Here is a 12,830-nt window from a genome sequence, read left to right on the forward strand (position 1 = left end):
TAAAAAAAAGCAATGAACTTCTTACTCTTCTGAAGAAATCCTGTCATGAACAAGAGTTTCTTCTAATGAAAGACTTGGCTGCTCTTGAGATTCTTCGGCAGTTTGATCTTTTTCTTTAGTAAAAACAACCGTGTCCTCATCGGCTAAAATAGACTCAATAACATTGCAACTTTCGCTGACTAAAGCGTTTAGAGACTCATTTAAATCCACTGAAGTCACAGGCTGAGACTCTTCCTCGGGTTCTTCTGGACCATCAGAAATCAATCGAGTAGGAGGAGGAATCAAAGAAAACCGTCGCTCACTGAAATCGCCTTCCTCAGAAGAGGACTCTTGCAAACATTCCTCTGCTACAGTGTCGATTATCTCTTGAGAAGATCCAACAGCATCGGCAATCTCTTTACTATTTCGACGACGTCCTTGTTTTTTCTTATCCTTCCATTTCTCATTCTTAAACTCTTTTCGTCTCTCTTTCTTAGACATCGGAGCTACAGGTGTAGAAGCGGGAGCTGCAACAGTAGAGTCTGCAACTACCTCTTCTTCAGAAACAATCGTATTATCTTCCGATACAGAAACTATTGGAGCCACCTTCGGCATCTTTAGTAAAGCTTCCCGACTACCAACAATCTTGACTCCACGATCTAAACCAACAGCCTTAAGGTTGATTTTAGCATCCCGGATTTCCATCACTTCATAATCAGATGCTGGCAGTAAAAACGGCTTACTATGATCGCAATTACGGAAAAAACTAGTCTCTCCTAAACGGACAACCTCTATAGCCTCAACGACAAAAGGATCTTGGGACAAGTGTTTCGAATTACGAATGGATAACTTATATCCTTCTCTAGATGTAATAACAGTCTCTATGACTGGATCTCTTGTAAAATACACGAACGAACCTTTATTTAGAGTTTTCTTGTACGTACTCTAATAAATCCACTATGCGAGTTGCATAGCCTATTTCATTATCATACCAAGCTACCAATTTGAAAAATCGATCGTTCAAAGCAACCCCGGCTTGAGCATCGAATACAGATGAATACTCACAGCCAATAAAATCAGAAGAGACTACAGCTTCTTCCGTGTAGTACATAATATTCTTCATGCTCGTGTTTGCTGCATGCTTCACAGCTTCACAGATAGCCTCGTACGTCGTGGCTGAGCTCAACTTAACAGTTAAATCTACTACAGAAACATCTGCTACAGGCACTCTAAAGGCCATTCCTGTTAATTTTCCTTTAAGCTCAGGCAAACACAACCCTACAGCTTTAGCAGCTCCTGTCGAAGCCGGGATAATATTCTGAAAAGCTCCTCTACCCCCTCTCCAATCCTTACGAGAAGGGCCATCAACCACACTCTGCGTAGCTGTTGCAGCGTGAACTGTTGTCATTAGCCCTTCTTCTATACCAAAATTATCCAATAGAACTTTGGCCAAAGGAGCTAAACAATTGGTGGTACAGGAAGCATTAGAAATGATGACGTCAGCTGGGTCAAACTGCTGATGGTTAACTCCCATAACAAACGTAGGGACATCGCCTTTCGCAGGAGCTGTGATCAACACTCTCTTTGCTCCAGAGTCCAAATGCTTTGCAACATCATCCCTATTGACAAACAATCCAGTACTTTCGACGACGACATCAACATCCAAATCCTTCCAAGGAAGCTTTTGAACGTCTTTTTCCGCTAAGAAATGGACCTTTCTTTCTCCCATAACCAAACATCCATCCGAAAATGTTGCTTGAGGAGCGAAAGATCCGTGTGTGGAATCATATTTAAATAAATATGTTAAAAGATCTCCTGCGACTAAATCATTAATAGCTACAACTTCTATGGGAGAATTCCTTTTCAGAATCTGTCTTAAAACTAATCGCCCAATCCGTCCAAAACCATTAATCACAATTCTCATTGCTAAATCCCAGGTAGTCAGTGTTTTCGAAAAATTAGCATCACTATGCTAAAAATTCTATAATACACTTTTGAGCATTATCACCAACCCTATTTTGCAACTTCAAAATGCGCGTATACCCGCCATTTCTCGAAGAAAACCTGGTTGCTAACACATCAAATAACTTCCCAATGACTCTTCTATCAACATTATAAGCAGACAAATCTCCAGCTTTAACTTGGCGAGCCTCTTTGCTAGTCAACGTATTATATCTGACCATAAGACGCCCTACAGCTAATCTTCTTGCAGCTAAGGTATTTTTCTTAGCTAAAGTAATCATCTTGTCTGCATGCCGACGCAACTCTTTGGCTTTAGGCAATGTAGTCTCTATTCTTTCATTGTGAATCAAAGACTTCAACATATTAGCCAACATGCAACGGTTATGAGACGAAGTACGACCAACCCTAAATTTTTTTCTAGCGTGTTGCATATCTCTTTTTATCCCTTGGTATTTTTACTCAACCGAATTTTCTCGGCATACCACTTCATTTTTTCTTTAACGTTATCCAGACCAACACCAAACTGGCTGAGGTCCATGCCTAACTCTAATTTCATTTCTTTCAGTTTATTCTTAATCTCGCAGAGAGACTTCTTCCCGAAATTTCTAAATTGTAACAGACGAGGCTCTGGCATAATTACCAATTCCCCTATCGTTTCGATATTGGCATTAGATAAACAATTTGTAGATCGTACAGAAAGTTCTATCTCATTAATGCCTAAAACCAATTTATGAAGAATATCGTCTTTGTTTTCTTTCTCTACAGAGATTGCTTCCTCAAAAACGATTCTCTTCTCGTCCATTTTTTCGAAAACAGAAAAATGCTTACTCAAAATCTGTGTAGCAAAAGCTACAGCTTCTTTAGGAGCCACACGACCATCGGTTTCCACTTGCAACACTAAACGATCGAAATCTGTATCTTGTCCAACGCGGGTGTCTTCAACAAAATAGTTAACCAGAACAACAGGAGAGAATGCCGCATCTAAAACGATCTCATTCATGCCTCTTTCTTCAAGAACGATTCTTTCAGAAGGAGAGTATCCTCTACCAAAAGCAACTCGCAACATAACCTCAAGTTGCATTGGACGCGTGACCGTAAAAATTACGTGCTCAGGATTGACCGCTTCAAAAGTTCCTTCTTGTAGCAAATCTCCTAAAGTAACTTCCTTCTGCCCACCAGCAGCAGCTAAATCGGATGCATCAATAGAAATCGTAGCTCGTAACTTTTGAGAGCATCTTCCACCTTCACAATCTTGTAGAGGATACTTTTTAAGCAACGAACCTTTCAAATTCAAAACGATATTGGTAACATCTTCAATGATCCCCTCTACCGCCATATATTCGTGCAAAACTCCTGTCATAGAGAAAGAGACAATAGCAGGAGCTTCCAAGCCGATTAACAGAGCACGTCGCAAGGCGCTTCCCAAGGTGTGCCCCATCCCTTTTTCCAAGGGATCTGCAACAAATCGAGCTACTTTATCAATGCCGCCAACAGCCCCTTCCACAGGAGACATCTTCACCGATTCAGGCAACTCAAATTTGTTATAAAGTAAATTGTGTGAACTATCCGACATCCCAAACTCCTTAGCTATAACTACACTCTTCGTCGTTTTCTTGGTCGACACCCGTTATGAGGGACGGGAGTTTCATCTCGGATAACGGAAACGATAAGCCCAGAAGAAATTAGCGCTCGCACAGCAGATTCCCGCCCTGCACCAGTTCCTTTTAAGCCTACTTCAACTTCTTTTAATCCAGAACTCATAGCAGCCTTAGCAGCATCTTGAGCGGCAACCGTCGCAGCAAATGCTGAAGATTTACGAGAACCAGAATAACCAACTTTCCCAGCAGAAGCCCATGAAATCACATTACCAGCAGGGTCTGTTATGGTTACAATTGTATTATTAAAAGTAGCCTTAACATGGACAATGCCCGAAGGAATGTTTTTTACTTGTTTTCTTTTTACGCCTTTTTTTTGCGCTTGATTTTTAACCAAAACACTCTCTCCTAAAAATTATTATTTCTTCTTACCTGCAACAGTTTTACGTTTACCCTTACGCGTGCGAGAATTTGTTTTTGTTCTCTGACCACGAACAGGCAAAGAAAGTCTATGTCTTTGTCCACGATAAGCATGGATAGTAATCAGACGTTTGATATCAGATTGCACACGACGGCGCAAATCCCCTTCAACAACGTAATCCGACTGTAAAAGAGCGTTTAGTCGACCAACCTCTTCCTCAGTCAACTCTGCAGCTCTAGCTTCGGGATTCAACTGCAATCTAGCAATGATCTCTTTAGAAAGAGCTGGCCCTATTCCATAAATATATGTAAGACTTATTTTTAATTTCTTTTTCGCAGGAATATCTATTCCAATGATGCGTGGCATACGAAGGGCCTCCCTTAAAGTAGTATAAGCATCTTAGGTCAAAAATTGTTATTTTTCAAGGTCTTCCTTTGGGGCGGTCTTTCTTTAAAACTCCGTCATAACGCCGGACTAAAAGGAAAGCATCAATTTGCTTCATCGTGTCCAAGATGACTCCGACTACGATCAGCATGGCTGTTCCACCCAAAAAGTAGCTAACGTTCGCGTCAACTCTCAAAATCCTTCCCAAAATGGAAGGTAATATAGCTACAACAGCTAAAAATACAGCTCCTAGCAAAGTTACCCTATTCATTGTGTATTCAAGATAGGTCTGGGTTGGTTTCCCTTGTCTAATGCCAGGAATAAACGCTCCATTTTTCTTCATTTCAGAAGCTATTTGCTCTGGACGGAACTGCGTAGCTGTCCAAAAATAAGTGAAAAATATAATAAGCAACACATAAAAAATGGAATACGCCACACTACCTGGGGACAGCATAGTCGCAATGCGTTTCAACCAAGAAGATTCCGAGGAAAGAAACTGCCCAATCGTAGCTGGGAACATGAGTAAAGAGGAAGCAAAAATAACCGGGATTACTCCAGCATAATTCACCTTCAAAGGAAGATACGATCCCCCTCCTACAACCTCTCTCCTTCCAATAATTCTACGTGCATGCTGAACAGGAATCTTTCTCATACCTTCAATAATGAGCACAGTTGCCATAAGAACAAAGACAAAAACCGCGCAAAGAATTAAAAGCGAAACGATTCCAAATTCAGAAGGATCCTGAGATCCCAAATTTAACTTGTTAAATATAGACCCTAAAACGGAAGGAAAAGAGGCTAATATCCCGAGAGTAATGATCAAACTGATTCCATTACCAATCCCTTTGTCAGATATTTGCTCTCCAACCCACATAAGTAAAAGAGTCCCTGTTATCATAACCACAACAGTTGTCAAATAAAATACCCAAGGCACTCCAAACAGCTTTAAGGACAACATTGCTGGCAAAACAATCCCTGGAACAACAAGATTCATTCGCAGAGCAAATTTTGCGAAAAGCAAAGACTGTACACAGGCTAGAACAAGAGTAAAAAGCCGTGTCATTCGTCCTAATTTACGCTTCCCTTGATCCGGCGACTCTCGCATTTCTCTTTGCAGAGTCGGCATAAAGACGACAAGAAGCTGTACAATGATTGAAGCCGAGATGTACGGAACAACTCCAAGAGCTATTACCGTCATTTGAGCAAAAGCTCCCCCAGAAAAAATGTCAGCTAACTGAAACAAATTTTGGCCAGACCCCAGCAATTGGTTAAAGTAGGCTACGGCGCGGTCTCCGTTAATTCCAGGCACAGGGATAAACACCCCGATTCTACATAATGCAAGCAAGGAAAATGTGAAAAATATTTTTTGTCGCAGTTCGGAAATCGAAAACACTTGTCGCAATGTAGCCATAAACTTTACCTAAAAGTTCTAGTTAAACAGCCTCGATAAGACTTTTTACTCCTTCTGACAGCACTATTGCAGCATCTTTCCAGACTAATTTCTTATCCAGAGCTCCTTTAAGGATTACTTTAACACGAGAAGTCTCTCTATGGATAACTTTTCTTTCTTTTAAAGCTTCCAAAGATACTTCTGCGCCATTGTCAAAAATCTCATTCAAACGTTGTGTTGTGATTTCTTCAACACATTTATCAAAGCGTTTATGAGAAAATCCTCGTGTAGGAACTCTTCTGTATAAAGGTACGCCTCCCCCTTCATATCCGAAACGTCTCTTGTATCCAGAACGGCTACAGTCCCCTTTGTGTCCTCGACTACTTGTTTTCCCGTGACCAGAAGAAGGTCCTCGGCCCAAGAGTTTCGTTCTTCGCTTACGAGGCGAAGGATCTTGTAAACACTCTAACTTAATCATTGATAACGGCTCTCCTTTTCATAATATCATCTTTACAAGAGAGTGTCAGGAGGGCTTTAAAAGCCGCTTTAACCTGATTCATAGGATTATTGGATCCTAAACTCTTTGCTACGATGTCCTTTACCCCGGCCATCTCTAAAATCAACCGAATACGAGATCCTGCAACGATTCCGGTTCCTGGCTTAGCAGGTTTTAACAGAAGCTCTGCTCCATCATGATTGACAAGAACCTCATGAGGAATAGATCCTCCCTCAAGAGAATTGATAGAGACAAGATTTTTTCGAGCAGCATCTCCACCTTTACGGATGGCATCAGTTAGCTCGTTAGCTTTCGCAAATCCGAAGCCTAAACGCCCTTTTCTATCGCCAACTAAAATAAGCGCAGAAAAACTAAACTTACGGCCTCCTTTAACAACCTTACAACAACGGTTGACGACGAGAACCTTCTCTTCCAGCTGATCTTCCTTATGAGAATTTCTTGATAGCGTCATTATCTAAACCTTCATTAAAACTGTAATCCACCCTCTCTGGCTCCATCAGCAACCATAGCTACTACACCATGATACTTATGAGCTCCTCGATCGAAAACAACTCGATCTACTTGAAGGCCTTTCCCTAATTCAGCAATTTTTATTCCCAAAGCTTTGGCATTATCCTGATTTTTTCTAGTTAATCCAGAAGTTTTTGCAACCTTAGCCAAAGTTGAAATAGATGCTAAAGTTTTCCCTTCAACATCATCAATCAGCTGCACATAAACATGCTTATTTGTCTTTACAACGGATAATCTGGGCTTTAAAGAACATCCCTTTAAGGCTTTCCGCACTCTTAAAGCTCTACGAGCTTTCCCCGAAGTTTTCTTATATAAAGAGCTTTCCATAGTTCGACTCTACTTTACCCTCTATTTTTTACCAGTTTTCGCTGCTTTCCCAGCCTTACGACGAACATATTCGTTTTCGTAACGAATTCCTTTACCTTTGTATGGTTCTGGAGGGCGTTTTGCACGAACACAAGTCGCAAATTCTCCAACTAACTGCTTATTGATACCTTTAATGGAGATCAATGTGTTTTTCTCAACAGAGACTTCTAATCCCGTAGGAATAGGCATTTTTGTAGGGTGAGAAACCCCTATTGACAGATCTAACAAGGACCCTTGTACTGCAGCTCTGAAGCCGACTCCGATCATTTCTAAACGCTTCTCAAATCCAGTATGGACACCTTTGACCATATTTGCTATTAAGGCCCAATAAAGCCCTTGTATACGACCAGGTCTATCTACAACGTGAGCCGCAGGAGTAACAAACACCTCATTACCTTTAACGGCAATCTCAACTTCTTTAGCCAATACCTGCGTCAAAGACCCTTTAGGACCTTTCACTGAGATTTCATCATTTTGAATAGAGACCTCTACGCCTTGAGGAAGCACAATAGGGTCTCGAGCTTTACGAGACATTCGTTACCGTCCTAATCTTTTAATTTGCTACCAAACCAAACAAAGCAATTCGCCGCCAACATTCTTAGCCCTTGCTACAGAGCCTTCTAAAACCCCTTGAGGAGTCGAAAGAACGGCAATACCCATATTTCCAAATACATAAGGAATTTTTGCTGCAGAAACATAAACCCTCCTAGAAGGTTTAGACACACGCTTAAGAGCATGAATCACAGGTCTGCGATCTTCTCCGTACCGCAAAAAGACTCTCATTAGTCTTTTGCGATTTTCTTCTTTTACTAAAAAGTGAGCAACGAACCCGTGCTGCTTGAGAATTCTTACTATTGCTTCAAGCATTTTACTATGCTCGATATCAACGTACAAATGCTCTGCCATCAAAGCATTTCGAATCCGTGTCAATAAATTTGCGATTGAATCACTCGTCATTCCCATACCGACCTACATCTCCCTTATTGAGCCTTCTTGAAACGCAAGCCCATACACTCTAACAAGGTAAGGCACTCCGCATCGGTTTGTGCTGTAGTTACCCAAGTAATATTCATTCCCTGAGATCGTTTAACACGATCTAAATCAACTTCAGGAAAGATTTGCTGATCATCTAAACCAAAGGAATAACATCCTCGTCCATCTCCTTTACAAGAGAATCCTCTAAAGTCTCGAATTCTTGGGGAGACAATATTGCAAAAACGGTCCATAAAGTCATACATACGGATTCCACGTAGAGTGACTTTTGCTCCGATGCCCTGACCCTCTCGTAACTTGAAGCCTGCGATAGAGTTTCTAGCTCTTGTTACCAAAGGTTTTTGACTAGAGATAACCGCCAATTCCTCTAAATGAGCCTGGAAAAGGTTTTTATCCTTTGCAGCCTCTGCAAGCCCCATGCTTATTACGATCTTCTTAAGAACAGGGATTTGCATTACATTTTCATACTGAAACTTATCTTGAAGAGTCTTTCTTATCTCTTCAGTATATAGTTTTTTTAACCTGCTCATATTAACCCTTTCTCTCTCTTACCGATCGGTATAATGAAGAACTTCCATCGGAATGCTTATTCCAAAGCTCTCGTCCTTTCTCTCTAACTTTGACAAACAGTCTAGCAGGCTGATTATCGATACTTAAACGTACGTTAGAAATATGGAGAGGAGCCTCAATATTAATGCGCTTCCCTTTAGGATTCTCTTGAGAGCGTTTAATATTTTTTACTCGGACATTGATTCCTTCAACGACAACCTTATCCTTTAAACAACGTAAAACTTTCCCTTGCTTACCTTTGTCGTTTCCAGCAAGCACATAAACAGTGTCACCGACACAAACACTACGTCTCTTCATACTATCTTACCTTTAAATCACCTCGGGAGCCAAAGAGCTAATCTTAACAAAGCCTCTGTCTCGAATCTCCCTTGCTATAGGCCCAAAAATTCTAGTTCCTTTAGGATTGCCTTTATCATCGATGATTACACAACTATTCGTATCGAATCTTAGTGTAGAACCATCTTTACGATGGATATCGTTTCGAGTCCGTACGATTACGGCCTTAACAACATCCCCCTTCTTTACGGAACTATCAGGCTCAACATCTCTTACAGAGCATACAATCACATCACCGACCGTTGCATAACGTCGACGAGATCCGCCTAGAACCTTGAAACACTTAACTTTCTTAGCCCCCGTATTATCGGCAACTTTTAACTGACTTTCTTGCTGGATCATAATTGCTAAACCACTACTAATTTACACGTCCGACAACCCGCCATCTCTTCGTTTTAGACAAAGGACGCGTCTCTTGGATTCGAACAGTATCACCTTCTTTCACATCCAACTCATTATGCGCATAATACTTGCTAGAATCCCTAACCACCTTAGCATATTGAGGGTGCGAGTATACCCTTTCGACTCGAACAACAACAGTTTTTTCCATTTTTGATGAGACTACTACACCAATTTTGGTCTTTCTACGGCCTCTCACATCACTAGCCATGGACTCTATCCTTTTTTTCTTGTTTTATTGTTAGAGCACGAGCAATGCTTTTCTTATACAGAGAAAACTGATGAGTTTTCACAACTTTATTCTGTAAAGCAGCTTCCGCACGCAAAGCGAAGAGAGCTTTTTTATTATCACGAATAAACTCATCCAACTCTTCAGAGCTCTTCTCTCTAAGCTCCGCTAATAAATTCTTTTTTGCTCCCATACTATACCCTTTCCACACGCTTAACAAATCGTGTTCTAATTCCTAACTTTGCAGCAGCTCTTCTCAAAGCATCCTGAGCATCTTCTTTCGAAACGTTTGCCACTTCGAATAAAATACGTCCGGGACGGACAACAACTACCCAGTGATCAGGAGCTCCCTTACCTTTACCCATTCGAGTTTCAGCAGGTTTTTTCGTTACACTCTTATCTGGGAAAACTCGAATCCAAACTTTCCCTTTACGTTTTAAATATCTGTTGATAGCAACCCTGCATGCCTCAATTTGGCGGCTGGTAATCCATCCTCTTTCCAGAGTCTGCATTCCAAATTCGCCGAAGTCAACAAACGTTGCTCCCTTACTCAATCCAGCAAACTGACCTTTCTGCTGCTTGCGAAATTTTGTTCGTTTAGGCATTAACATAATAATTCACACACCCTTATAACCTATCTGCACTACGCAGCAGCTGTTGAAGCAGCACCTGCATGATTAGCCGCAGGAACGGCCTTCTTTTCACTAAGATTAATCCAAACTTTTATGCCGATAATTCCATAAGTAGTCTCTGCAGACGCTGTAGCATAATCAATATCTGCTCTGAGCGTATGAAGAGGCACACGACCGTTCTTATACCATTCCGACCGAGCAATCTCAGCTCCAGCTAAACGACCAGAAACCTGAACTTTTACTCCCAAAGCACCTGCATCCATTACAGATTGCAAAGCCTTTTTCATTGCTCTTCTGAAAGAAACCCGTCTTTCTATCTGTTTGGCAATACCGTCTGCGACGAGCTGAGCGTTAAGCTCTGGGCGTTTAACTTCTGCAATCTCAACCCAAACATCTTTGCCTGTTAGCTTTTTCAGCTCGGCTTTCAGAGACTCTACTTCAGCCCCTTTCTTCCCGATTACTAATCCAGGTCTAGCAGTATGGATAGTAACTTCAATTTTACCGCTCATACGTTTAACAACGAATCCCGCAGCACCTTGACAAGAAGGTTTCTTCTTCAAAAATTCTCTAATTTTCACATCTTCAATGAGAAATTTTCCGAATTCTTGATTATTCCCATACCACAAAGATCGCCATTTCTTAGTAACCGCTGTGCGGAACCCTATTGGACATCCTTTTTGACCCATACCCTACTCCTACTGCCCTCTCTCGCCAACAATCACAGTTAGATGACTCGTGCGCTTCAAAATCGGGGCTCTTCCCCCACGACTCTTAGACTTCATTCTTTTGAACATTGGGCCGACATCAACCCGAACTTCTAGAACGCAAAGATTTTCACGTTTTATATTTTCATTGGACTCTGCATTTGCAATAGCGCCATCCAACACTTTTTTAAGGCATCTTCCAGCCTTCATCTGAGAAAAGCTGAGTTGCTGTTGAGCTTCAACAACACTACGGTTTCTCATCAATCCTGCAGCTAAACGAGCCTTTCTTGGCTGAACCCGTATGTATCGGGCTGTCGCTTTAAACATAACCTGTCTCCTTATGACTTACCCTTTTTTAACGGGATGGCTCTTAAACATTCTTGTTGGAGAGAACTCTCCCAACTTGTGTCCAACCATAGTTTCTGACACAAAGACCGTCAAAAATTTACGGCCATTATGAACCTCAAAAGTGTGCCCAATCATTTCAGGGGTAATCATAGAACGACGAGACCACGTTTTGATTGGAGTTTTCTTCTCCAAAGCGTTCATATCTCGGACCTTTTTGAGAAGGTGATGATCAACAAAAGGACCTTTTCTTAGCGATCTACTCATAATCCCTATTTCCTTCTATCCTTAACTATCCACTTATTACTCTTACGCTTATCACGAGTTTTCAATCCTTTCGTGACTTTACCCCAAGGGGTCTGGGAAATGTATCCGTTATGACGCCCTTCACCACCTCCGTGTGGGTGATCAACAGGGTTCATAGCTGTTCCTCGAACTGTTGGCCGAATTCCTTTCCATCGACGACGCCCAGCTTTACCGTCTACACACAGATTGTGATCTGCATTGGAGACCTCTCCGACAGTAGCTCGGCACATTTCATTCAACATACGAAATTCGCCAGAAGGCATCTTCAAAGTGACGTATCCAGCTGTTTTAGCGATGATCTGGGCTGAAAGTCCTGCAGAACGGACTAATTTACCCCCGGAGCCAGGTCTCATCTCCACGTTATGAACAGAAAGTCCCAGAGGGATGCTCTTAAGAGTCATGCAGCATCCAGTTTTGAAAGGACTTCCTTCTCCAGAAATCACACGATCGCCTCGCTTAATTCCTTTAGGAGCTAGAATATAACGCTTTTCTCCATCTACATAATTCAATAGAGCAATATAAGCAGAACGGTTTGGATCATACTCCACAGAAGCAACCTTCGCTTCAATACCGTCTTTATTACGTTTGAAGTCGATCACTCTATAATGACGTCTTACTCCTCCTCCACGATGGCGGCAGGAAATATGTCCTAAATTATCTCGTCCTCCAGAGCTCTTTTTGAAAAAAGAAAGCTTTTTATTTGGACGAACACTTCTTCTAGAACTAGATCCCTTTAACTCTCCTTGAGTAGTAAGCTCATCAAAAGAAGGCAGAATTAACTGTCTCGTCCCGGGAGTTACTGGCTTAAACTTTTTAAACATGTTATTCTTCTCTTCCTTCTTTACTAACCAATAGAGTGACCATCAACAAAAGTCACAATAGCCTTCTTAAACCCTGCGGTTCTTCCTTTTCTTCGGCCTCGGAATATTCTTGTAGGTTGAGGTTTAACACACATGGTGTTTACTTTTTTAACCTTCACACCTTTAGCAGAATAAATTGCTTCTATGGCTTCAGCAATCATAGGCTTCGTGGCGTCCCCAGCAACAATAAATATGTACTTAGGATCTTTGCAGAAACTGCCTTTCTTTTTACCTTCTCCGTCTCCGAGACTCAAACCTTCCAACATCTTTGCCTTCTCGGTCACATAATGTCTTTTGACAACATCATAAGGATCTTTCATATCCTAGCTTCC

23 protein-coding genes are annotated in these 12,830 nt (G+C 41.4%); all 23 read right to left on the reverse strand.

Translation table 11 applies throughout. The annotated features are described in order from the left end of the window. Positions 1-21 precede the first annotated feature (21 nt). From grgA to CTA_RS02855, 23 genes are read right to left on the reverse strand one after another with little or no spacing between them, the layout of a single operon-like run. A complete protein-coding gene (gene grgA, locus CTA_RS02745; protein WP_011324757.1) occupies positions 22-888 on the reverse strand; it encodes a general transcription factor GrgA in 867 nt (288 codons plus the stop codon). Positions 889-898: 10 nt separating this feature from the next. After that, positions 899-1,903: a type I glyceraldehyde-3-phosphate dehydrogenase gene (gap, locus tag CTA_RS02750; protein WP_009871869.1), complete on the reverse strand. Its 1,005-nt coding sequence runs from the start codon at positions 1,901-1,903 to the stop codon at positions 899-901. Positions 1,904-1,946: 43 nt separating this feature from the next. Further along, positions 1,947-2,372 (reverse strand): 50S ribosomal protein L17, encoded by a 426-nt coding sequence (rplQ, locus tag CTA_RS02755; protein WP_009871870.1) that lies wholly within the window; start codon positions 2,370-2,372, stop codon positions 1,947-1,949. Between the two features lie 8 nt (positions 2,373-2,380). Further along, positions 2,381-3,514, reverse strand: a complete 1,134-nt coding sequence (locus CTA_RS02760; protein ID WP_011324758.1) for a DNA-directed RNA polymerase subunit alpha — start codon at positions 3,512-3,514, stop codon at positions 2,381-2,383. Positions 3,515-3,534: 20 nt separating this feature from the next. Beyond that, positions 3,535-3,933: a 30S ribosomal protein S11 gene (rpsK, locus tag CTA_RS02765; RefSeq protein ID WP_011324759.1), complete on the reverse strand. Its 399-nt coding sequence runs from the start codon at positions 3,931-3,933 to the stop codon at positions 3,535-3,537. 21 nt (positions 3,934-3,954) lie between these two features. Then, a complete protein-coding gene (rpsM, locus tag CTA_RS02770) occupies positions 3,955-4,323 on the reverse strand; it encodes a 30S ribosomal protein S13 (RefSeq protein WP_009871873.1) in 369 nt (122 codons plus the stop codon). A gap of 55 nt (positions 4,324-4,378) precedes the next feature. Then, the gene (gene secY / locus CTA_RS02775; protein WP_011324760.1) at positions 4,379-5,752 is read right to left on the reverse strand and encodes a preprotein translocase subunit SecY; all 1,374 of its coding nucleotides are present in this window, start codon (positions 5,750-5,752) and stop codon (positions 4,379-4,381) included. A 22-nt stretch (positions 5,753-5,774) separates the two neighbouring features. After that, a complete protein-coding gene (gene rplO, locus CTA_RS02780) occupies positions 5,775-6,209 on the reverse strand; it encodes a 50S ribosomal protein L15 (RefSeq protein ID WP_011324761.1) in 435 nt (144 codons plus the stop codon). After that, complete coding sequence (rpsE, locus tag CTA_RS02785) at positions 6,202-6,699, reverse strand: 30S ribosomal protein S5 (protein ID WP_009871876.1); 498 nt, start codon at positions 6,697-6,699, stop codon at positions 6,202-6,204. The genes rplO and rpsE overlap by 8 nt, the downstream gene beginning before the upstream one ends. 14 nt (positions 6,700-6,713) lie before the next feature. Further along, positions 6,714-7,085 (reverse strand): 50S ribosomal protein L18, encoded by a 372-nt coding sequence (rplR, locus tag CTA_RS02790; protein ID WP_009871877.1) that lies wholly within the window; start codon positions 7,083-7,085, stop codon positions 6,714-6,716. Positions 7,086-7,106: 21 nt separating this feature from the next. After that, a complete protein-coding gene (gene rplF / locus CTA_RS02795; RefSeq protein WP_011324762.1) occupies positions 7,107-7,658 on the reverse strand; it encodes a 50S ribosomal protein L6 in 552 nt (183 codons plus the stop codon). A gap of 27 nt (positions 7,659-7,685) precedes the next feature. Then, positions 7,686-8,087 carry a 30S ribosomal protein S8 gene (rpsH, locus tag CTA_RS02800; protein ID WP_009871879.1) on the reverse strand — a complete coding sequence of 134 codons (402 nt, stop codon included), beginning with the start codon at positions 8,085-8,087 and terminating at the stop codon, positions 7,686-7,688. Positions 8,088-8,104: 17 nt separating this feature from the next. Continuing rightward, positions 8,105-8,647, reverse strand: a complete 543-nt coding sequence (rplE, locus tag CTA_RS02805; protein ID WP_009871880.1) for a 50S ribosomal protein L5 — start codon at positions 8,645-8,647, stop codon at positions 8,105-8,107. 1 nt (position 8,648) lies between these two features. Next, a complete protein-coding gene (gene rplX, locus CTA_RS02810; protein ID WP_009871881.1) occupies positions 8,649-8,984 on the reverse strand; it encodes a 50S ribosomal protein L24 in 336 nt (111 codons plus the stop codon). A gap of 12 nt (positions 8,985-8,996) precedes the next feature. Beyond that, positions 8,997-9,365 (reverse strand): 50S ribosomal protein L14, encoded by a 369-nt coding sequence (gene rplN / locus CTA_RS02815; RefSeq protein WP_010725233.1) that lies wholly within the window; start codon positions 9,363-9,365, stop codon positions 8,997-8,999. A gap of 16 nt (positions 9,366-9,381) precedes the next feature. Beyond that, positions 9,382-9,633, reverse strand: a complete 252-nt coding sequence (gene rpsQ, locus CTA_RS02820) for a 30S ribosomal protein S17 (RefSeq protein ID WP_009871883.1) — start codon at positions 9,631-9,633, stop codon at positions 9,382-9,384. Further along, positions 9,626-9,844 carry a 50S ribosomal protein L29 gene (gene rpmC, locus CTA_RS02825; RefSeq protein WP_009871884.1) on the reverse strand — a complete coding sequence of 73 codons (219 nt, stop codon included), beginning with the start codon at positions 9,842-9,844 and terminating at the stop codon, positions 9,626-9,628. The genes rpsQ and rpmC overlap by 8 nt, the downstream gene beginning before the upstream one ends. 1 nt (position 9,845) lies before the next feature. Further along, positions 9,846-10,262, reverse strand: a complete 417-nt coding sequence (gene rplP, locus CTA_RS02830) for a 50S ribosomal protein L16 (protein ID WP_009871885.1) — start codon at positions 10,260-10,262, stop codon at positions 9,846-9,848. A gap of 32 nt (positions 10,263-10,294) precedes the next feature. Then, on the reverse strand, positions 10,295-10,969 hold the full coding sequence (rpsC, locus tag CTA_RS02835; protein WP_011324763.1) for a 30S ribosomal protein S3: 675 nt from the start codon (positions 10,967-10,969) through the stop codon (positions 10,295-10,297). Between the two features lie 9 nt (positions 10,970-10,978). Then, complete coding sequence (gene rplV / locus CTA_RS02840; RefSeq protein ID WP_010725239.1) at positions 10,979-11,314, reverse strand: 50S ribosomal protein L22; 336 nt, start codon at positions 11,312-11,314, stop codon at positions 10,979-10,981. Positions 11,315-11,332: 18 nt separating this feature from the next. Continuing rightward, complete coding sequence (gene rpsS, locus CTA_RS02845) at positions 11,333-11,599, reverse strand: 30S ribosomal protein S19 (RefSeq protein WP_009871888.1); 267 nt, start codon at positions 11,597-11,599, stop codon at positions 11,333-11,335. A gap of 5 nt (positions 11,600-11,604) precedes the next feature. Continuing rightward, on the reverse strand, positions 11,605-12,459 hold the full coding sequence (gene rplB / locus CTA_RS02850; protein ID WP_009871889.1) for a 50S ribosomal protein L2: 855 nt from the start codon (positions 12,457-12,459) through the stop codon (positions 11,605-11,607). Positions 12,460-12,482: 23 nt separating this feature from the next. Further along, a complete protein-coding gene (locus CTA_RS02855) occupies positions 12,483-12,818 on the reverse strand; it encodes a 50S ribosomal protein L23 (RefSeq protein WP_009871890.1) in 336 nt (111 codons plus the stop codon). Positions 12,819-12,830 lie beyond the last annotated feature (12 nt).

Origin of the sequence: Chlamydia trachomatis A/HAR-13 (assembly GCF_000012125.1) — a bacterium.
GTDB lineage: Bacteria > Chlamydiota > Chlamydiia > Chlamydiales > Chlamydiaceae > Chlamydia > Chlamydia trachomatis.